General features: G+C 36.8%; 19 protein-coding genes and 1 pseudogene. 16 read left to right on the top strand and 4 right to left on the bottom strand.

What is annotated here, in order from left to right:
- The first annotated feature begins 50 nt into the window (after positions 1-50).
- The 6 genes from AB1280_RS13495 to AB1280_RS13470 all read left to right on the top strand — a co-directional run bounded on the left by AB1280_RS13495 (position 51) and on the right by AB1280_RS13470 (position 6015).
- The gene (locus AB1280_RS13495) at positions 51-260 is read left to right on the top strand and encodes a hypothetical protein (protein WP_429756145.1); all 210 of its coding nucleotides are present in this window, start codon (positions 51-53) and stop codon (positions 258-260) included.
- Between the two features lie 793 nt (positions 261-1053).
- Complete coding sequence (locus tag AB1280_RS13490) at positions 1054-2523, top strand: TROVE domain-containing protein (protein WP_429756144.1); 1470 nt, start codon at positions 1054-1056, stop codon at positions 2521-2523.
- 186 nt (positions 2524-2709) lie between these two features.
- The gene (locus tag AB1280_RS13485; protein WP_429756143.1) at positions 2710-3114 is read left to right on the top strand and encodes an immunity 22 family protein; all 405 of its coding nucleotides are present in this window, start codon (positions 2710-2712) and stop codon (positions 3112-3114) included.
- A gap of 222 nt (positions 3115-3336) precedes the next feature.
- Positions 3337-3714, top strand: a complete 378-nt coding sequence (locus tag AB1280_RS13480) for an immunity 22 family protein (RefSeq protein WP_429756142.1) — start codon at positions 3337-3339, stop codon at positions 3712-3714.
- 76 nt (positions 3715-3790) lie between these two features.
- Entirely contained in the window at positions 3791-4279 is a 489-nt protein-coding gene (locus AB1280_RS13475; RefSeq protein WP_429757340.1) for an antitoxin YezG family protein, read from the top strand.
- A gap of 275 nt (positions 4280-4554) precedes the next feature.
- Entirely contained in the window at positions 4555-6015 is a 1461-nt protein-coding gene (locus tag AB1280_RS13470; protein ID WP_429755867.1) for an IS1182 family transposase, read from the top strand.
- 31 nt (positions 6016-6046) lie between these two features.
- Here the strand turns inward: AB1280_RS13470 and AB1280_RS13465 are convergent, their stop codons facing one another.
- On the bottom strand, positions 6047-6382 hold the full coding sequence (locus AB1280_RS13465) for a hypothetical protein (protein WP_429756141.1): 336 nt from the start codon (positions 6380-6382) through the stop codon (positions 6047-6049).
- A 640-nt stretch (positions 6383-7022) separates the two neighbouring features.
- Between AB1280_RS13465 and AB1280_RS13460 the strand changes: the two genes are divergently transcribed.
- On the top strand, positions 7023-8420 hold the full coding sequence (locus AB1280_RS13460; protein WP_429756140.1) for a M60 family metallopeptidase: 1398 nt from the start codon (positions 7023-7025) through the stop codon (positions 8418-8420).
- Positions 8421-8857: 437 nt separating this feature from the next.
- Here the strand turns inward: AB1280_RS13460 and AB1280_RS13455 are convergent, their stop codons facing one another.
- On the bottom strand, positions 8858-9010 hold the full coding sequence (locus AB1280_RS13455) for a hypothetical protein (protein ID WP_272191051.1): 153 nt from the start codon (positions 9008-9010) through the stop codon (positions 8858-8860).
- A 300-nt stretch (positions 9011-9310) separates the two neighbouring features.
- Here AB1280_RS13455 and AB1280_RS13450 point away from each other — a divergent pair, with 300 nt between their 5' ends.
- From AB1280_RS13450 to AB1280_RS13425, 6 genes are all read left to right on the top strand, one after another.
- Positions 9311-10777, top strand: a complete 1467-nt coding sequence (locus AB1280_RS13450; RefSeq protein ID WP_429756139.1) for an amino acid permease — start codon at positions 9311-9313, stop codon at positions 10775-10777.
- 28 nt (positions 10778-10805) lie between these two features.
- Positions 10806-12128, top strand: coding sequence for a 4-aminobutyrate--2-oxoglutarate transaminase (gene gabT, locus AB1280_RS13445; RefSeq protein ID WP_429756138.1), 1323 nt, complete (start codon positions 10806-10808; stop codon positions 12126-12128).
- Positions 12129-12150: 22 nt separating this feature from the next.
- Positions 12151-13593, top strand: a complete 1443-nt coding sequence (locus AB1280_RS13440) for an aldehyde dehydrogenase family protein (protein ID WP_429756137.1) — start codon at positions 12151-12153, stop codon at positions 13591-13593.
- Positions 13594-13619: 26 nt separating this feature from the next.
- A complete protein-coding gene (locus AB1280_RS13435) occupies positions 13620-13979 on the top strand; it encodes a DUF3870 domain-containing protein (protein WP_429756136.1) in 360 nt (119 codons plus the stop codon).
- A gap of 143 nt (positions 13980-14122) precedes the next feature.
- Positions 14123-14251 carry a hypothetical protein gene (locus AB1280_RS13430; protein WP_429756135.1) on the top strand — a complete coding sequence of 43 codons (129 nt, stop codon included), beginning with the start codon at positions 14123-14125 and terminating at the stop codon, positions 14249-14251.
- A 203-nt stretch (positions 14252-14454) separates the two neighbouring features.
- Positions 14455-14967 (top strand): cysteine hydrolase family protein, encoded by a 513-nt coding sequence (locus AB1280_RS13425; protein WP_429756134.1) that lies wholly within the window; start codon positions 14455-14457, stop codon positions 14965-14967.
- A gap of 380 nt (positions 14968-15347) precedes the next feature.
- Here the strand turns inward: AB1280_RS13425 and AB1280_RS13420 are convergent, their stop codons facing one another.
- Complete coding sequence (locus AB1280_RS13420; RefSeq protein ID WP_429756133.1) at positions 15348-16790, bottom strand: DUF4367 domain-containing protein; 1443 nt, start codon at positions 16788-16790, stop codon at positions 15348-15350.
- Positions 16756-17313: an RNA polymerase sigma factor gene (locus AB1280_RS13415; protein WP_429756132.1), complete on the bottom strand. Its 558-nt coding sequence runs from the start codon at positions 17311-17313 to the stop codon at positions 16756-16758. The genes AB1280_RS13420 and AB1280_RS13415 overlap by 35 nt, the downstream gene beginning before the upstream one ends.
- Before the next feature lie 565 nt (positions 17314-17878).
- Here AB1280_RS13415 and glaH point away from each other — a divergent pair.
- From glaH to AB1280_RS13400, 3 genes and pseudogenes are all read left to right on the top strand, one after another.
- Positions 17879-18814 carry a glutarate dioxygenase GlaH gene (glaH, locus tag AB1280_RS13410; RefSeq protein ID WP_429756131.1) on the top strand — a complete coding sequence of 312 codons (936 nt, stop codon included), beginning with the start codon at positions 17879-17881 and terminating at the stop codon, positions 18812-18814.
- Between the two features lie 73 nt (positions 18815-18887).
- Complete coding sequence (lhgO, locus tag AB1280_RS13405; RefSeq protein ID WP_429756130.1) at positions 18888-20108, top strand: L-2-hydroxyglutarate oxidase; 1221 nt, start codon at positions 18888-18890, stop codon at positions 20106-20108.
- 19 nt (positions 20109-20127) lie between these two features.
- Positions 20128-20454: pseudogene (locus AB1280_RS13400) on the top strand (ABC transporter ATP-binding protein); the annotation flags it as partial.
- Positions 20455-20460: the final 6 nt, after the last annotated feature.

Raw genomic sequence — 20460 nt, 5'->3', positions numbered from 1 at the left:
AGAAAGACGCTTTTCTATATAAATTGAAAACTTTAAAGGAGAATAAAAGCATGTCAAAAGAAGAGAAATTAGTTATTTTAAATGAAACTTTTAAGAAAGAGGGAAGTCCAGAGGATATAGAGGGTTTGACAATTATGGTTGACGGTGTTATAAAACAAGTTTTCGATAAGATCAAGTCTGATAGAGAATATACAAGTTATAACGAAGTATTAAGAGATGTTATTTTCGAAGGAGTAAGTGGCATTATTAAAAACTCTTAAGATTAGCTATTTGAAAACTGCTAGTTAGTCTAACGCAGTATTTTCATACAAACTAATTTAGTTAAATTGGGAAATACAGAAGCTTTAAGATTAATAGACAAAAAAGATATTTTTTTCATAAGTGCTAATAATTGCCAAAGTTTTGGTTAATGAGTATAATGAAATCAATAAGTAACAAAAAGAAAAGGGCAGTGTAGGAAAGAATTTCTTCGCCTGTTAAGCGGTAGGTCGCAGGTTCAAATCCTTGCCTTCCCTGTTGTTTTATAAACATAGGGGAGTAGCTCAGTTTGGTAGAGCAACGTATTGAGTCTTTCCGCCTATCTCCCTTTTCTTCGAATCTATAATTCATACTTTATAGATTTGGGCAGTGTAGAGAAGGATTTCTTCGTCTTGTAAGCCGTGTGTCATGGGTTCGAATCCCATCCTCTCGATTTTGGGAGGTAGCTCAGTGGTAGAGCAACGTAATGAGCCTTTTCGCTTATCTCCCAAATCTTTAAGCATTACATATAACAGGAGCGGTGTAGATAGATTATACTTCGCTTGCTAATATGAAACGCTATAGATGCGGTAAGTTCCGCAACAATTTAGTACTTTTCTTTGATTCATAACACTAAGCGTCATATAGGAGCTGGGTTTGCGGGACTCGATTCCCGTTTCTCTGAATAAATTGTCTGTTCCTGTTTCTGATAGGTCTAAAGTGTTAGGAATGAGTGAAAAGAGCAACGTATATACGTTGCCTTTTTTATTTGTATTTCAACCAGTAGTGTCAAAAAATCTCTGGGGGTAGATCATAATGTCAAAGTTTAATCATTCTTCTCAAGGAAGCCGTCAAACATATACAAAAGAGGGCGGAAACGCTTATAAAATGTATGATAAAGATAAATTAGTTACGATGGTATTAACATCTTTCTTTAATGAGCCAAAATTTTATGGTGACAACAGCGAAGAATTAGTTACTACTGCAAAACAAGTCATGGACAGAGACCCTCAATTTGTTGCAAGTTTAGCAGTGTATGCACGTGAAGTGTTCTACATGCGTTCTGTTACACATGTATTAGCAGTGGAACTCGCAAATCACCCTGAAGGTCGTAAATATGCTCGTCAAACGATTTCTCGCATTGCACAGCGACCTGATGATGTAACAGAAATGATGGCATATCAATTAGGTGTATATGGTCGGAAACATCCAATTCCAAACTCTTTGAAAAAAGGGCTCGCAGATGCTTTTGCTGCATTTGATGAATATCAATTAGCAAAATACAATCGGACAGGAAAAGATGTTACATTGAAAGATGTATTCCGTTTAGTCAGTCCATCTGCAAAAGAAGGAACAGAACGTTATACACTTTATAAACGTTTATTAGAAAATACACTACAAGTACCATATACATGGGAAACAGAACTTTCTCAAAAAGGAAACAAAAAAGAAGTATGGGAAGAATTAATCGATAGCGGTAAAGTCGGTTATATGGCCTTACTTCGTAATCTTCGCAATATCGTAAATTCAGGTGCAGAAAATGTTGATACAGTGTATAACATTCTTCGCGATCCTGAGAGAGTAAAAAAATCAAAACAATTACCATTTCGCTTTTTCTCAGCCTATCGCGTCGTGCAGGAAAAATTACCACAAGCAGGAAGCAAATTATTAGATGTATTGAATGACGCAATTGAAGCATCTGTTACAAACATGCCAAGACTATCAGGTAAAACATTTATGACAGCAGATATCTCAGGCTCTATGACATGTTATCCTGTTTCGAAAGATGGGACTGTTAAATGTGCAGATATTGCTACACTTATGATGGCAATGGCACACTCCTTCTGTGATAATTCGATTACATCTGTATTCGCAACTGATTTCAAAGTGATAAATGTTTCTACTCGCTCTGGCATTTTAGAGAACATGAACACATTTTTATCAGAAGTTAATGAACACGGATATGGAACAAACTTATATCTTTCTATCCAATATTTATTAGATAACAAAATCAAAGTTGACCGCATCCTTGTCTTCTCTGATGAGCAAGTGTACGGAGATAGGTATGGAGACAATTCTTCACAAATTCTTCTTGAAACATATCGCCGTGAAATCAATCCTGATGTTTGGGTTCACTCTTTCAATTTAAATAGTTACGGTAATCAACAATTCGTAGGAGAGAAAACAAATTTAATCGGTGGTTGGAGTGAAAAATGCTTGGACTTCATCCGTTATGCCGAAGAAGGAACAGGTTCTCTTATCTCAGCTATTGAAAATTATCAATAAGTAATGAACAGTATCTTCAAAACTTTGATTAGCTCCAAGCTTTTCAAAGTTTTTTTATTTAAATTTTAAAAGTAGAATCTATTATCCGAGAGGGCTACATAAATGGCATTTTAGTATCCTGAGCCCTATTTTAAAATTATGGGGGAAAAGTGGATGTTACTATAATTTGTATAGAGGGGAGTCATTATGGAAAACCCAGATGTAATGTCTTTATGGATAGGAAATTTTAAAACGAAACAAAATTTAAAAGAATATGTTGAAATAAAGTTTGATAAAGTTGGAGATGGAATTCCATCTCAGTTCATGAGAGACTTTCATCTTGATTTTATTGAGTATAATCAAGATTTATTAGAAAGTACCTTTATAGGGGACTCCACTACATCTTTGGCCTTGCTTTTAAGAGGTTCCTCTTACGAAGCGGACATTTTACCACAATTTGTTGAACACTACGGAGTGGAATTACTAGAAAGCTATAATTCTGCTATCAGATTGTATGATTTTGAGTACGATGAAGAGATAGATGAAACTAAATTCAAAAGTGGAAATTTAATTTATATGGGATCAGTTGTATACGAGGAATGGAATGAATAAAGATGTTATACGTTCACTATAACGTGGCTCTTTTTCTAGTAATGAATTGCAACTCAAATTTAAAAAATGAAAGATTTAAGAAAGGCAATATTTGATGTTAAATTTGTAGATTCTAAAAGTACATAATGCATTATTGATATATCAAATGGACTATAACTAGATCAGAGGGCGGTATCCCATCATTTTCAGAAGGACTAAGATTACAGTAGGAGTGTGTCATTTATGGAAAAGCAAGGAATGGTTTCAATATGGTTAGGCAATATTAAAACACAAAACCAGTTAGAGAAATACGTCGATTTAACATACGATGAAGATGGAGAGTCTATTCCTTCTAAATTTTTTGTGGATTTCAATATTGATAGGAATGAAATAGATGAAGATTTTATTGAAAAAGAAGTATTAGAAGAAGAGAGTGATAATATCTCTGTTTTGCTAGAGGGGTGTTCATATGATGAAATTATACTACCTAAAATTAGAGAATATGTTAACTTAAAAAAATCATATAATGCTATTATTTTAATTTATAATTTCGAGTACTCAAATCTAGTTAATTCTTCTAAGGATTTTGATTATATTACTTCTACTAGTTATCTACAGTAGTAATATCTAGATTAAAATTAGAATAAACCGCTGAAAAGAGAAGAAAGTATAAACTAGGGAGTTGATTGAATTGAGTATGGAAAAAGAAATGGATAGGTTATATAGAGAGATAGCCGAAACAGTTAACGAAATGATTCCAGAAGAGTGGGAGAAATTTTATTTTTATGCTCAAATATCAGAAACTGGGGGAGGAACTTACTCTTTCTATAACACACCCAGGAGCGAACAGCAGTATAAATATAGCTTAGAAGTTCCTTTTAAATATGAAATAGATGAAGAAGAATTTGAAAGAAAGGAAGATTTTTTATATAAATTGAGTAAGGAACTAAGAAATGTTTTTAAATATAATCAGCAAGAACTTTGGTACTCCTTTACAATGTCTCTTGAGAGTAGTGGGAAATTTAAGATGCATTACGATTATACAAATTGGTTCGATACAGAATATAGTTTTAGTGATCAAATGATTATTTGGAAAAATAAATACTTAGGTGAAGTACCAAATGATGAAAATTATAAAGCATTAATTGATAAGTATTATAGTGAATTTTTGGATAATCCTATTTAGCTAAATAAAAGACAGAAAAATAATAGGCTGTTGGAAGTATCTACTTATGATATTTGTATTAACATGAGAATAGCTGAATACATAAAACTTCAACTTGCTAGAAGAAAGTTGGAGTTTTTCCTTTTAAACATGTTCATCAGCTTGATCCAGCAAATTCGCGAGGGCACTGAAAAACTCCATCTAGTTCCATTTGGCGATATATTCGACGATGCAATCGTCGAATATATCGCCTTTTTAATTTATAATAGAGAGACTAAATGCAGGTGGTGTTCCCAATGATTTCAAACCAAGAGACTCTCAACTTAAGTCCGTACATGGCCATTTACGATATTGTCGTGCCAAAAGATAATATGCTTCGTCAAATTAACGAACTGGTGGATTTCTCATTCATTTTAGAGGAATTGAAAACAAAATATTGTTTAGATAATGGAAGAAATGCGATTCCTCCGATTCGAATGTTTAAGTACTTATTGTTAAAAGCCATTTTTGATGTATCTGATGTAGACCTTGTCGAACGTTCAAAATATGACATGTCTTTCAAGTATTTTTTAGATATGGCGCCAGAAGATGACGTGATTGATTCAAGTTCACTCACAAAATTCCGCAGACTTCGTCTTCAAGACGTAAACTTATTAGATATGCTCATTGGAAAAACAGTTGAAATCGCACTCGAAAAGAACATTATCAAAAGTAAAACAATCATTGTGGACGCAACGCATACCAAAGCACGTTATAATCAAAAATCACCGAAAGAATTTTTACAAGAGAAATCAAAACATACCCGCAAAGCAGTGTATCAATTTGATAACTCCATGAAAGAAAAATTTCCAAAGAAGAATACTTCTAACGAAGTAAAAGATGAAATAGCTTACTGTGAAAAATTGATTGCCATTATTGAAAACAAACCACAAATCGCTCATCTACCAGCCGTAAAGGAAAAATTGAACGTGTTAAAAGAAGCTGTAGAAGATACGCAAGAACATCTAAATTATTCAACAGACACCGATGCACGAGTAGGACATAAAACAGCAGACAGTTCTTTCTTTGGTTATAAAACACATTTAGCAATTAGTGATGAACGTATTATTACAGCAGCAGTCGTTACAACAGGTGAAAAATCAGATGGACATTATCTACAAGAACTGATTGAAAAAAGTAAAGTAACAGGAATGGAAGTTGAAACAGTCATCGCTGACACGGCTTATTCAGGGAAAAGCAATTTACTTTATACAAAAGAACAAAGCATTCAACTGATTTCTAAGTTAAATCCAATGATTACTCAAAATGGGCGAGCAAACGGAAAAGGATTTGACTTTAATAAAGATGCAGGTTTATTTGTATGTCCAGCAGGACATTTAGCAAAAAGAAAAAGTAAAAAACCAGATTCACATCCAGGAGCAAGTGCAAGAATGGTTTATTTTTTTGACGTTGAAAAATGTAAGGTCTGTCCACTCCGAGAAGGATGTGTTAAAGAAGGCGCAAAAACTAAAACCTATTCTGTTGCCATTAAATCAGAGGAACATTTAGACCAACAAGCTTTTCAAGAAACAGAAGAATTTAAACGCTTAGCTCGAGAACGCTATAAAATCGAAGCGAAAAATAGTGAGTTAAAAAATAAACACGGGTACGATCAAGCGTCGGCTGCGGGTTCATTTGGCATGCGAATTCAGGGAGCAACGACGATATTCGCTGTCAATCTAAAAAGAATCTTGAAGCTTCTGAATAAAAAAGGGTAATAAATAGGCAAAAAAATAGAGCGTTTCCTGTTCAAAATTGAACAAGAAGCGCCCTATTTTTCTCTATAATGAATTTATTTATAAAAAACGCAAGTTTTTCAGTGCCCTCCAAATTCGCCAATATCGTGCTATTCTCTTGATCGGCATCGTACTGCACAATGTCGTCATACTCAAACAGTTCGAAGTCTTCACCAAATTCTCGTTCCATGAAGTTGACAAATTCCCCCATGTTTTCTCCTCTTTCTTGATTACGTCGAAATTCCATCATAATCGCTCTAAATCGGTGGGGTGGAACCTCGCATTTAATGTGATACGATTTGTTGATGCCAAACGAATCTTTTGCATCGTATAAGATGTATGTATACAAGAAGGAATCAGCTCCTTTTTTATGTGGTGTATATAGTGTTCCATAGTTAGACAAAGTTCATCCATCAGATAATTTTCTTGTGAAAAAATAATAATGATGCCCAGCGTATGATAAATCCCCTGTGTTTATGATTCACTATACAAATATGTAATTTTGCATATTTGTATAGTGAATCATATTTTACATACTATTACTTCATTATTTTACAAACATTTTTAAATTGATCATTCGAAAGTATTTTAATAAAGTTTATTTGATAAAAACTATATTGAAATACTTTTACCCCCGGCTTTTCAGATTTAATCATGTATAAACTGTGTTTAGCTTAGTATCGCTATGCTAGATTAGATGTTTACACTCAAAATACATAGATGTTTTAATAGAAATGGCAATCATATATATCCATTTGGGATTTTGGCATACCTACTATGTAGAATACAACATGACATGCCCCGCTTTCTCCTTCTGTGGCAGGATGCGATACCAGATGCTCTCTCGGCATAACTTTTACGGATAGGAATAATTAAATTTTAGAAGCTAATAGGAATTTATATTGTATTAATTTTATGAAGCGATATAAGGGCGCAATTGGTGGTTTGTATGACCATCAAAATGGATTGAAATGAAAGGACTGATTTATATGAGTAGAAGAAAGAATCGTGGGTTACAAAAACCAATGAAAGTATTTATGGCATCTGCTGTTATGACAACGACATTATTTACATCTATGACTGTAAATAGTTTGAACATTCATGCTGAAACTACGCAAACTCAGGCGCAATATGAAGCGAAGACGTTTGAACTTCCAAGTACGGGACATTATATGGGGGAAGCAGAAAGAGAAAGAAGAAGTCAGCAACGAAACTATGTGCCAACAGGAATCTATGTAAAATCGAATGAACAAGTCACAATTGAAGTATCGGGACTATCAGGATTAGACAAGCTTGGAGCAACGATTGGGACAAATGAATATGATAAAGAAGGCGGAAAAACATTTCGTCTTTCTCCTGGTTCTAACACCATCTCTTCTCCAAATGGTGGTTTATTAGGATTTGATAACTGTGAAGGGAAAGGAACTGTTAAGGTGAAAGTAACACAAGGCGGGAGCCCTGTTCCGTTCTTTGAATTAGGGAAGCATACGAAAGCAGACTGGATTGCGATGATGGATAAGTATCCTGATGCGCATGCTGTTCAATTAAAGGCAAAGAAAGCAGTACTTACTGTTAGTCGTGATAGTGCCAAGAAATATATTGTGGATCAAGATCCTGTACCTCTATTAAAAAGATATGATGAAATGATTCTAGCGCAAGATAAAATATCGGGGCTATCTGAAACAAGTTCTAATCCGTTACATCGTCCAACTCGCCGCCTTTGGGCTTTTACTGAAAACCCTAATAAATCAGATTGGGGCATGTATGCAAGTTTGGATGGAATGATATTTACTACTGCTGGTAATGCAATCGAAAGTGCTTTAAATGTAAATGAATTTGGATGGGGACAACTGCATGAAGCAGGACACACAAGACAACAATATCCCTGGAAATGGAATGATCTTAGAGGAATGACTGAGGTCACTGTTAATATATATTCTTTAGCCGCGCAAAAACAATTATTCCCGAATCAACCAACGCGTTTAGAAAAAGAAGGGGATTACGATAGAGCCTTTCAATACTTAAAACAGGCGGATAAAGAGTACAAAAATATTGATGACTTGTTTGTGAAACTTGTTATGCTTTGGCAACTTCATTTAGCATATGGGGATGATTTTTATCCGAACCTTCACAAGTTATATCGAGAGTTACCAAAAGATAAACTGCCAGAAACGGATGAAGATAAAATACAAGCATTTATTTACAATACATCGAAAGTAGCGAAACAAAACGTACTTCCATTCTTTGATCAATGGGGACTGAAAGCATCACAGGAAACACGAAAAAAAGTAGAAGCTTTAAGATATCCAACATTAACTGCTCCTATATGGGAAGCGACGGATTCTAAGCCTGTTAAACCAACTGCTGCGTATGGTCCGAGAAAATAGTAGTCGGCAGCATTAGAAGGAGACTATCTTTTATAGATAGCCTCTTTTTTTGTGTCAGGATCTGTTGGAAGATCTTTATTTCGTGTCGAAGCGCCGACATCGTCTTATAGTATGAGAAGGTTCATCGGCTTAATCTACATCGCACTGTACAATGTAACAGTTTAGTAAGGAGATTTTGAAATCAGGTATTTTCCGACCTAGGAGCTTCTGCAATAGGAATAGGAAATGCGCAAGGGACGAAGTGTTTTTGATTGTTGTATGACAAGAAGAATCAAACTCCTTTCTTATGAAACATATTACAACTATATGAAATGGGACTTTTTTTGCTTATATTTTTGCCCATTCTTGTTTAAGCAAACTCTCGGTCGTATATCATTCCATAGTTAATCCCGCTATTTTGGGGCAGTAAGCCCCTACCTAAACCGTATTGGTGGTTTTCATCGTAAAAGAGTCACTACTATGCCATAAATTGATAATCCAATGAAAGTTGGAATACCGACAATCACAATTTGCTTTACATTTTCATACGCCTTCGGTTCTACAAGTGGCAAGTCTTTTTCATCCGTTTGACGATACTGTTCTCGCTCCATATTATCCCACCTTTATGATTGTACGATAATATATTCAAACAAGGCGGTTTATGCTAATTTAACTGAATTTAAAATAAATGTTGAATATTCAGTCTATTTGTATTATTATTAGTTTATTATCGGATGACAGTGATTAGCCTCCCTGCAAGCCCGAATATTGCTCTGTTAAATTTTATAGTGAATAATTGGCTTCTTTCCACTTGAACTTCCTTAGCAGGAAGACGAGCCATCGGGATAGAGACAGTAAAATTCAGTGTAATTCTTTACATTGTTTTTCTGGCTCTTTTTATTTTTCTATAAATGGGGTTTTTGGAAAGCGTTATCAATACGTATAGGTTGGTGATCTTTTTGGCTAAAGAAAAAAATGAATTGCAAAAAGACTTGAAAACCAGGCATATAACAATGATTTCAATTGGCGGGGTTATCGGAGCTGGATTATTTGTAGGGAGCGGAACGATTATTCAATCAACGGGACCAGCAGCGATTTTGTCCTATATTATCGGGGCTTTAATGGTTGTACTTGTGATGCGGATGTTAGGGGAGATGGCTGCGGTTAATCCAGATAGCGGTTCGTTTGCAACGTATGCTCATAAGGCGATTGGGCCGTGGGCGGGGTATACAATCGGTTGGTTATATTGGTTTAACTGGGTCATTATTATCGCAATTGAAGCGGTATTGTTAGGGGCGATGGTCAATAATTGGTTCCCTTCTATACCAGCGTGGATCGCTAGTCTTTTCATGATTATTTTGATGACGATTACGAATATTTATTCTGTAAAGCTGTACGGAGAGTTTGAGTATTGGTTAGCGTTTATTAAAGTTGCGGCGATTCTTATCTTTTTAGGGTTAGGAATTGCGATGATTTTTGGACTTGTCCCTGGCGTGGACAGGCCTAGCTTTTCGACAATCGCTGAAAACGGTGGCTTTTTTCCGAAAGGGATTGTTCCTGTATTGCTGAGTGTTGTATTTATTTCTTTTTCTTTATCAGGGAGTGAAGTAGCGGCTATTGCGGCGGGAGAATCTGAAAATCCAGAGAAGAATGTCATTAAAGCTATTAATAGTGTTGTTTGGCGCCTTATGTTGTTCTTTGTAGGCTCTGTAACAATTTTGGTTATTTTTATGCCGTGGAATAATGCGGAATTATTGAAGCTTCCTTATGCAAGTTTATTCCGGATGGCGGGAGTTCCTGCTGCTGCAGAAATTATGAACGGTGTTGTGTTCCTGTCGTTGCTGTCGGTTTTAAATTCAGGATTGTACACAAGTTCTCGCATGTTATTTTCGCTTTCGAAAAAGGGAGATGCACCTCTTATGTTTTCAAAGTTAAACAGCAGGGGTGCACCGATTTGGGCAATCGTGGCAAGTGTCATATTTGCATTCATTTGCGCGATGCTGAAGGTTATATCTCCTGATAAACTATTTGCCTTTCTAGCAAACAGTTCCGGCGGCGTTACGATGCTGATGTATATGTTTGTTGCGGTATCTCATATTCGTTTAAGAAGAGAAGCGGAAAGAGAAAATTTAGAGAAATTAAAAGTGAAAATGTGGTTATTCCCTTACCTCACATACGCAACACTTCTCATGATTGTTACGATATTCGTTTCGCAAGCCTTTATCGCGGATATGCGCATGCAATTTTATTTGACGATTTTAGCTGCTGCTGTGGTAATCGTATCCTATTTTCTAAGAGTTAGAAAAAGACCAGTAGCCATCAAGGAGGCAGGATTTCCAATTTTAAAAGGTTCGGAGATTGGTTTAGAGAAGGATTAAATCAAAAATAAAAAAGGGGTATGTTCGAATGTTAAAAGACAATATTGTAACTACAAAATCTGCAATTTTACACGAGAGAAGAAAAAATGCGGTGCCTGCAGGTCCGTATAATATTACAAATTTATATGTTCAATCGGCAAAAGGAGCCATGATTACGGATATAGATGGTAATGAATTAATCGATTTTGCAGGCGGGATTGGGATGCAAAATGTCGGGCATTGTCATCCGAAGGTAGTAAAGGCGATTCAAGAGCAAGTGGAATCTTCCATCCATACTTGTTTTCATGTAGCGCCGTATGAAAGTTACGTTGCGTTAGCTGAAAGATTGAATGAATTAACGCCAGGCGATTTTAAGAAAAAAACGATGTTTGCCAATAGCGGAGCAGAAGCGGTTGAAAATGCGGTGAAAATCGCGCGAAAAGCTACGGGGCGCAGCGCCATCGTTTCGTTTGAACGTGCTTATCACGGACGCACACTGATGACAATGTCTCTTACAAGTAAAGTAAAACCATATAAACATGGATTTGGTCCGTTTGCGCCAGATGTATACAAGCTACCTTATCCGTATTATTACCGCGCGGAAGACGGAATGACGACAGAGGAAGTGGATGAGCAAATTTTAGCGTACTTCGAGCGCTTTATGTTAGAAGAAGTGGCAAGTGATAATATTGCGGCGATTATTTTGGAACCGCTTCAAGGGGAAGGTGGATTTATTGTCCCAAGTGCTGCGTTTATACAAGGAGTAAGAGATCTTTGTGATAAATATGGCATTGTCATGATTGCAGATGAAATTCAAACGGGCTTTGCGCGTACAGGAAACTTGTTCGCAATGGATCATTTTGGGGTAGCTCCTGATTTAATGACATTTTCAAAATCAATTGCTGCCGGTATGCCGCTTAGCGCAGTGACAGGAAAAGCGGAACTTATGGATGCGCCTGGCCCAGGACAACTTGGCGGCACGTTTTCAGGGAGCCCGGTTGCTTGCGCGGCAGCTCTAGCTGTTCTAGATGTTATTGAAGAAGAAAACTTAGTGAAACGTGCCCGTGTAATCGGCGATCGTATGATGGAAGTGTTTAATAGCTGGAAGGATAAATACGAATTGATTGGCGATGTGAGAGGTCTTGGAGCGATGACGGCTATGGAACTTGTCAAAGATCGAAATACGAAAGAGCCGGCAACAGAAGAAGTGAAAGCAATTATGCAGGAAACACACAATAAAGGTTTAATTACAATAAGTGCAGGCATTTACAGCAGTGTACTTCGTTTCTTACCGCCGCTTGTGATTACAGATGAACAGCTTGAAGAAGGACTCGCTATTCTTGAAGTGGCAATTGCTAGGGTATCTAAATAAAATTCCAGTTGGAGGTAGGGGAATGAAGTTTTTCAATTATATAAATGGGCAATGGAAAGAGCCCTCTACTCAGCAATATTCAAAAAACTATAATCCGCATAATGGAGAAGTGTTAGGAGAATTTCCATTAAGCTCAGCAGAAGATACACAATCAGCCATTGCCTCTGCGAAAGAAGCATTTCACAATTGGCAAAGGTTATCGTTTCAAGAGCGGGCAAGTTATTTATGGAAAGCAGCGGCAATTTTAAAAGAACGAGTGACGGAAATCGGTCAGGATTTGACGAGTGAAGAAGGAAAAACACTCGCTGAAGGAATCGGAGAAACGAAGCGAGCAATTAGCATTCTCGAATACTATGCAGGAGAAGCAAATCAGCCGATGGGAGAAATCATCCCCTCGGCCAATCCGAAAACGATGCTCTACAGTAAGCGGGTAGCGGTTGGGCCAGTAGGATTGATTACGCCGTGGAATTTCCCAATTGCCATTCCAGTATGGAAAATGGCGCCGGCACTCATTTACGGAAATACCGTTGTCATAAAACCAGCTGAAATTACACCGAAATCTGTATACCACCTCGTAAATGCTTTTCACGAGGCGGGGATTCCTGCTGGCGTTATCAACTGTGTCTTTGGAAAAGGTTCCGTAGTCGGAACAGAATTAACAGAAAACCCGGATATAAAAGCAATATCCTTTACTGGTTCGAATAGTGTCGGAAAAACCATTCAGCAAACGGCTATTATAAGTGGAAAAAAAGTGCAATTAGAAATGGGCGGGAAAAATCCACTCGTTATCTTAAACGATGCTGATATTCATAAGGCAGTAGAGATTGCGATCAAAGGTGCATTTATGTCAACAGGACAAAAATGTACCGCGACAAGTAGAATTATCGTGGAAGCGGAAATCTATGAGGAATTTCGCAATCAACTTGTGCAGCGTACAGAATCTCTTACAGTTGGTAATCCGTTAGAACAAGATACATTTATGGGCCCATGTGCATCTGAGAACCAGCAGCAATCTGTTTTATCAATGATTGAAGCAGGTAAGAAAGAGGCTTCACTGCTTTGTGGGGGTAACGTACCAACAGAAGATGAGTTACAACAAGGATGTTATGTGCTACCGACTATTTTTGAAGATGTATCTCACGATGCACGCATTGCGAAAGAAGAAATTTTCGGTCCTGTTATTTGTTTATTTAAAGTGAACAATTATAAGGAAGCGATTCACCTAGCGAACGATACAGAATATGGGCTAAGCGCATCGATCTGTACAAATAACTTAAGCCTTGCCCAGCAATTTATCGATGATATGGAAGTCGGAATGGTTCACGTAAACTCAGAAACAGCAGGAGCAGAACCGCAAGTTCCATTTGGCGGAATGAAACATTCCAGTGCTGGACCGCGCGAACAAGGAAAAGCAGCTGCAGAATTTTATACAAGAATCAAGACAGTATATGTAGATCAAGTATGATGACAACATAATAATGGGGGATGAACATGCGTAAAGGAACTTTTTTCATGGCAGGACACGCGAGACTTCCGAAAGGGATGGCTGTGCGCAGTGTCTATGAAACACTAACAATTACAATAGAGGCAGATCACAAATATCATGTAATTATCGAATCGTCATGTACCCTTGCGACAGGACACGGGCGGGACTTTATCTCGCAAATTTTAAGAGGATATAGTTTACAAGATGGTATTGATGACATCATCGAAGAAATATCCTATCATTATCAAGGGAAAGCGCAAAATGCGATTATTAGCGCTTTAAAAGATTTGTACCGCCAATATACAAGTTATGTAAACGGCGAAAAACCGCCGGAGGAGTATGAGGAAATAGCTCCGTTAAAATAGTCTTTAAATATATGAAACTGTCGAGTTTATTGCACTTCGATTTCAGAAGAGCGTTCGTAAACGAGAGCCAGTTGTATTCCAGCTTATTTGCTAGGCGGAATATAACTGGCTCTTTTATTTTCATAAAATAAGGGGGCAGAAACATGTCAAAATCAAGTGAAGAAAAGCGTGTAGAGGAAAAAGGGAAATGTGTACAAACTACGAAATTATGTAAAATGTGTAAAGCGTGTAGTCGTAATAAAATTAAGAGAAATAAATCTGTGTACAAATAATAAAGTCCTTTAACAAATAAAATAGTTATTTAAAAAGATGATATGAAATTAGGTATTCATATCATCTTTTTATGTTGTTTAGTATACTGAATGTAATTTTTTGTTTTTGTCTTATTTTGTAATTTATTACAAAATAAGAGTGTATAATACATCCTCAAATGATAGAATTATTAACATATTGCAAAATGAAAGAGGTAAAAATAATGGAGACTTGTGCAGATGTTTTAATCGTTATCGATTTACAAAATGGCGTATGTTACAGTGGAGATCATTTATTTGATTTGCAAAAGTTACTTACTAAAGTAAATAATAGAATTGCTTTATATAGAAAGTTACATAAACCAATCATTTTTGTTCAACATTGTGATGAAGACTTAGTACCTGAGGAAGAACCATGGGCTATTCATGCCAATCTAGATGTTCAAGAGCAAGATTTTTTTGTAAGGAAAATACATGCAAATTCTTTTTACAAAACGAACTTAAAAAATCTTTTAGACCAATTAACTGTACAGCGTATTGAATTTTGTGGTGCCCAAACAGAATACTGTATGGATGCTACAATTAAATTTGCTCATGGGTTGGGATACGAAAACTTCATGGTACAGAAAGCAACCTCTACTTTGAATAATCCATTTATGTCTGCAAAAGAGACGATTGATTTTTATGAAAATATATGGAACCATAGATTTTTAAAATTGATCGGAGATGAATCTTAGAATGAAAGAAAAATTCACTTTTTAAGCATATTTAGTAACCATCTATCAGCATGACAAATAGATGGTTATTTCATTTCTACGAGTAATAAGCCTTCTCTACATCTGATCTTCACTTTCTGATTTGCACATATTTGAATAAAAAAACTGTCTAATATGATTGTACTTTAAGAGATTAAAGAACACTCGTAATTTGAAGCCAGTTGCACGTTTCGACAATGGAAACATTGTGGATGTGTATAACTGGCTTTTTAGTTTATCTCGCTATTCGCGGGCAGTAGAACCTCCATCTCAAGATTTAGAGAAAAGCAAAGATGAAGGTGGGGACAACTGCTCGTAAAAGCCCGATTGGTTCAACTAATCATTTGTTCCTATCGTTTTTACTATTGACGAATATCAATCCACCAACGATCTTCCGCATTCATATTTTCAGTGCCGCTAAACCCACTGTAATGGAAAGCATCAAGGAAGATTGAATTTAGTTTATCCTCATCTACAAAATAACCTAAGTTAACCTTCATCGTTTGTCCTGGTGGGATACTGCCAATATTGTAAAAGCTTTTTCCGTCTCCGTGAGGTTCTAGATAACCAACTTCGCTCGTCATAATACTTTTTTCGTCAATTCCATCTTCTTTAGCATAGTTCCATGCATTATTTTCAGGTTTAAGCACTTGTATGGATGGATGCATATAGATTTCTTGTGTCGCCTGTTTACTAATATTTTTCACTGTTGTTGTCAGGTAGACAAATTTAGGAGTAACTAATTTCGACTCTACTAATTTGTCAATTGAATCTTTACCATCTCCAATTTTATATACATCCCGTCTGTACGGTATCAATTTTTTCGTCTGATCTAAAGCCTTATTATTGCTTAGAACTTCTAGTACAAATTCATAAAAGTTCTCTTGTTTAAAATCTTTGATTGAATCAAAGACTTCAACTTTTTCTATAACATATTCAAGTTTGCTGTCATCTGTGCTGTTACCTGTGATGTTATGTATGGTTACTGGAACCATTTGACCTACGCTAAATAGTTGTTTGCTGTCTTTTTTCAAAGGAATAACGTTAGGTTTTGTTGGTTCTTTCGCTTTGCTAACACGATCTTTATCATAATCTGATATAAATGATGCCTGTTCCTTTGATGTGGGCTCAAGTGAAATGTTCGCTAAGACATCCATCATTTGTTCTTCACTTACATCGGCTCCAATATAACTATCTAACATAATCCCCTCCTCCTCAAAAAGAAGAAAGACCTGTCTGTTAAACATTAAATGTTTGTTTCCAGTGTCTTTATTGACAATCACTGCTTTTCTACCATTTATCTCTTTTTCTTCGTAGTTGTTTGCGTACAGCGTTTGAAAATCTGAATTTTTTCCTAATCTGCAAAGACTGAATGAAAACCCACCCTTTGCGTAGTTATCTTTAAATGAATATTTCATAGCATCGTGCTTGTCTGCTTCCATATTTTCTGGTAATTTGCCGACTTTCAACTTATACCAACTTTCACTCTTTTTTGAGGCTTTATTTGTTACTGAAACCTTTACTTCATAATTTTGTTTTTTGACAATCATATCATGGATTTTTACTGCGCCAAAAACGGTTGTCGGCATGCCGATCAATAAGCAGGCAGCAGCGATTAAAATACGATTCCTTTTACGCTTGGCCTGTGGTTGCACACTTTTCATCTTAATTTCCTCCATAAACAATTTCTTTTTGTGCGTGTAAGTATCTGAAAATTGATGTTGTTCATCTAGGTTATCAAAATCGTCTAAAGCAATCTTTTCAGCAAAGTCATACATTTCTTTGGAGTTCTTGGAATTCGTCATTTTGTATACCTCCTATCATATTTTGTACTCGTTTTCGAGCGCGTTCAAATTGCTTGCGGACATTGACCTCAGTTATCCCCATTAGATTTGAAATTTCCTGATAAGTTAAGTTATAGAAGACTTTGTACTTAAAAACCTGTCTGTTAGACTCATTTAACGCTTCTAGCAATGTATCAATTTGTGCCTCAGACATGAAACGCTGTTCCCACTCTTCAATATTTTCATCTGCTACTTCTGACGATTCTCTTTGATATTCTTCTAAGAACATTTCCTGTCGTTTATTTTTCCGGTAGTTATCAATCGCTTTGTTTTTCGCAATTCTCAAAATGTAGCGTTTAAGCTCTTGCGTGTTCAAGCTGTGGAGCTTTTCTAGATTCTGATAAAGAGTAATAAACGTCTCTTGAACTGTATCTTCAGCCTGCTGAATATTATTTAAGATAGAATAGGCTACATAATAAATTTTTTGTTCATACAACTCGTATAGCTCTTCCATCTTTTCATAATCCTTGTTTGTAACTTTCATGTAATCCCTCCTCTCATTCTATATAACGAATGGGGTGCTATACTTTGTGACACTTTCTTCAGATATTCGAAAGCTATCCTACATAAGTAATAAAAATATCATTATTACAAATGTCTATTATGTGGAAAGCATGTAGTCGCAATAAAAATAAGGAAAATAAATAATGAAACGTATTGACATTCAGAAAATTTAGAATTAATATTTACTTATAAAGTGATAAGATCCATATGAGAAATAATCCTTCTCTACACCCGATCTTCGCTTTCTATTTTGCATATAGTTGAATAAAAAAACTGTCTAATATTATTGTACTTTAAGAGATTAAAGAACACTCGTAATTTGAAGCCAGTTGTACGTTTCGACAATGGATACATTGTGGATGCGTATGACTGGCTTTTTAGTTTATCCCGCTATTTAAGATCCCCACCTAAAGATTCAGGGAGAAGCAAAGAAGAAGTTGGGACAACTGCCAGTAAAAGCCCGATTGGTTCAACTAACCCTTTTAGGAGAAAGACACTCCTAAAAGGGAAGTTTCACCTTACCTAAACTAAGGAGGAAGATGTAGATGATTACGAAACAAGAAATGAAAATGAAATTTGCGAAGAAATATGAGGGGTATGAAATTATGCCTCATCCAGAACATAAACGTTTGTATCATATTGCGTTAAATCAACAATTACTTGGTCAATTTTTCGAAGAGGCAAAAGAATATTCTGAGCAATCATTGCAATATATTCCTTATTCTCGCTTTAATCTTGCTGATCAAATGAAAAAGACTTTTGGAGCATCTTTTATGGAAAATGTGCGCGGGATTATTCATGACCGCGAAACGGGCGGATTTACAATTGGTGTACAAGGTGAAACAACAGCGGCAGAAGACTATGTGAAATTTGCGACGGCATTAACGCATTTAATTGGTACGCCTAACTTTGATGCGATGACAGGGACGTATTATGCTAGATTTAACGTGAAAGATACAGACAGCAGTGACTCTTATTTGCGCCAAGCATATCGCTTATTCACACTTCATACAGACGGAACATTTGTTGACGAACCGACAGATTGGCTGCTTATGATGAAGATCGAAGAACAGAATGCAGTAGGCGGCGAATCCCGTTTACTTCATTTAGATGACTGGGAAGAACTTGATAAGTTCCGAAATCATTCACTAGCATCTTTCAAAATCACATACAAAGCACCACCAAGTAAAAATGCACAAGAAATCGTACACCGTGAAACGTTTTTTGATGTGAATAATGCACCGTGTATTTGCTTTATCGATCAATTTGCTTACCCTGATAATATTGAACAAGCAAACTATTTGAAAGATCTATCACACTCTGTTGAAAACTCTCCAGCAACGCATGCACTAAAATTACCAGTCGGTGATTTAGTTCTATTAAATAATCTATTTTGGATGCACGGGCGGGCTCCTTTTGAGAAAAATAAAGATTTATATCGAGAGCTAATGCGCCAACGCGGCTGCTTTTCCAAATCATAATCAGTGCGGCGGGTCTTGAAACAAGACCTGCCTTTCATGATATACATAGATATTTTTTAGGAGGGGAAACAACATGTACGATTTTATTATTATCGGCGGGGGAATTGTCGGGCTTTCAACAGGGATGGCCTTAACGAAAAAATTCCCTCATGCCAAAATCGCAATCATTGAAAAAGAAAACGAACTGGCCCATCACCAAACGGGACATAATAGCGGTGTCATCCATTCCGGTATTTACTATAAACCAGGCAGCTTCAAAGCAAAATTTGCAAAAGAAGGAAATGCCGCAATGGTTCAGTTCTGTAAAGAAAACGGAATTGCTTATGACATGTGCGGAAAGGTCATTGTCGCGACAGAAAAAGAAGAGATTCCGCTTCTGCAAAATCTCTATGAAAGAGGCCTGCAAAACGGCTTAGACATTGCAAAAATTAGTTCAGAAGAATTGGCCGAAATCGAGCCGCATGTTAAAGGATTAGGTGCAATTCGCGTTCCGTCTTGCGGCATTGCCGATTACAAAGGAGTCAGCCATGCCTTTGCCCGCTTCATTGAAAAAAACGGCGGAGAAGTGCACCTAGGCACAAAAGCAGAACAAATCTTTGAAAAAAAAGACGTCGTCACAATCGAAACAAACCAAGGCGTATTCGTAACGAAATTTCTCATTAACTGCGCTGGCCTACACAGCGATCGAATCGCCAAAAAAGCAGGAATATTAACAGATATGAAAATCGTCCCGTTCCGCGGCGAATATTATGAACTCATCCCAGAACGACGCCATCTCGTGAAACACTTAATCTACCCAGTACCTAATCCCGACTTTCCGTTCTTAGGTGTGCATTTTACAAGAATGATAAACGGAGACGTACACGCAGGACCCAACGCTGTCCTAAGCTTCAAGCGAGAAGGCTACACAAAAAAAGACTTTAACCTAAAAGACTTCATGGAAACAATGACCTACACCGGCTTCTGGAAAATGGCCATGCCAAACATGAAAGAAGGTATGAAAGAAATGATCCGCTCATTCAGCAAACAATCATTTCTCAAAAGTTTACAGCGCCTAATCCCAGAACTAACAGAAAAAGACATCGTCCCAACTCATGCGGGGGTAAGAGCGCAAGCCATTCTCTCTAACGGAAACATGGTCGATGATTTCTGCATCATCCCAGGCATTAACTCCATGCATATTTGCAACGCCCCGTCCCCAGCTGCGACAGCTAGTTTGATAATTGGAGAGGCAATTACGGAGCAAGTTCCAGATAGAGTGAGTCCGGCGGGATTATTTCGTGTGAAAGCTTAGTTAGGTGAGGCTATCCTTGGGTGGAAAGGTTGGCAGTGGTGTATCCGGAGGAGAAGAATCACTATCTTCCTTATTATTTTCGCTAGCATTACTCCAAACAATCGAAGCGTCGCCTGGCTATATAATTCTCGACGAATAAGATAGTGCGTTAGATGATAATCGTAAGGAAAAGGTATTTACCTTATTTGAAGAAGAACTTGAACATAAAATGATTATCGTATCACCGAAAAGTCATGATTCAAAGTACTTACAGCGTTTTGCTAAATCATTGACAGTTATGCATGATGCGAGTGTGCCGGTTAGTAGGATTGTGCAGATTCGAAGAAAGAGAGGCTCCCAAGCATAGGGAAGC

The organism is Bacillus sp. S10(2024), from assembly GCF_050473865.1.
In the GTDB taxonomy this organism is placed as follows: domain Bacteria; phylum Bacillota; class Bacilli; order Bacillales; family Bacillaceae_G; genus Bacillus_A.
The sequence above is the reverse complement of the archived record's forward strand: the minus strand, read 5'-3'. Positions and strand labels throughout refer to the sequence as shown.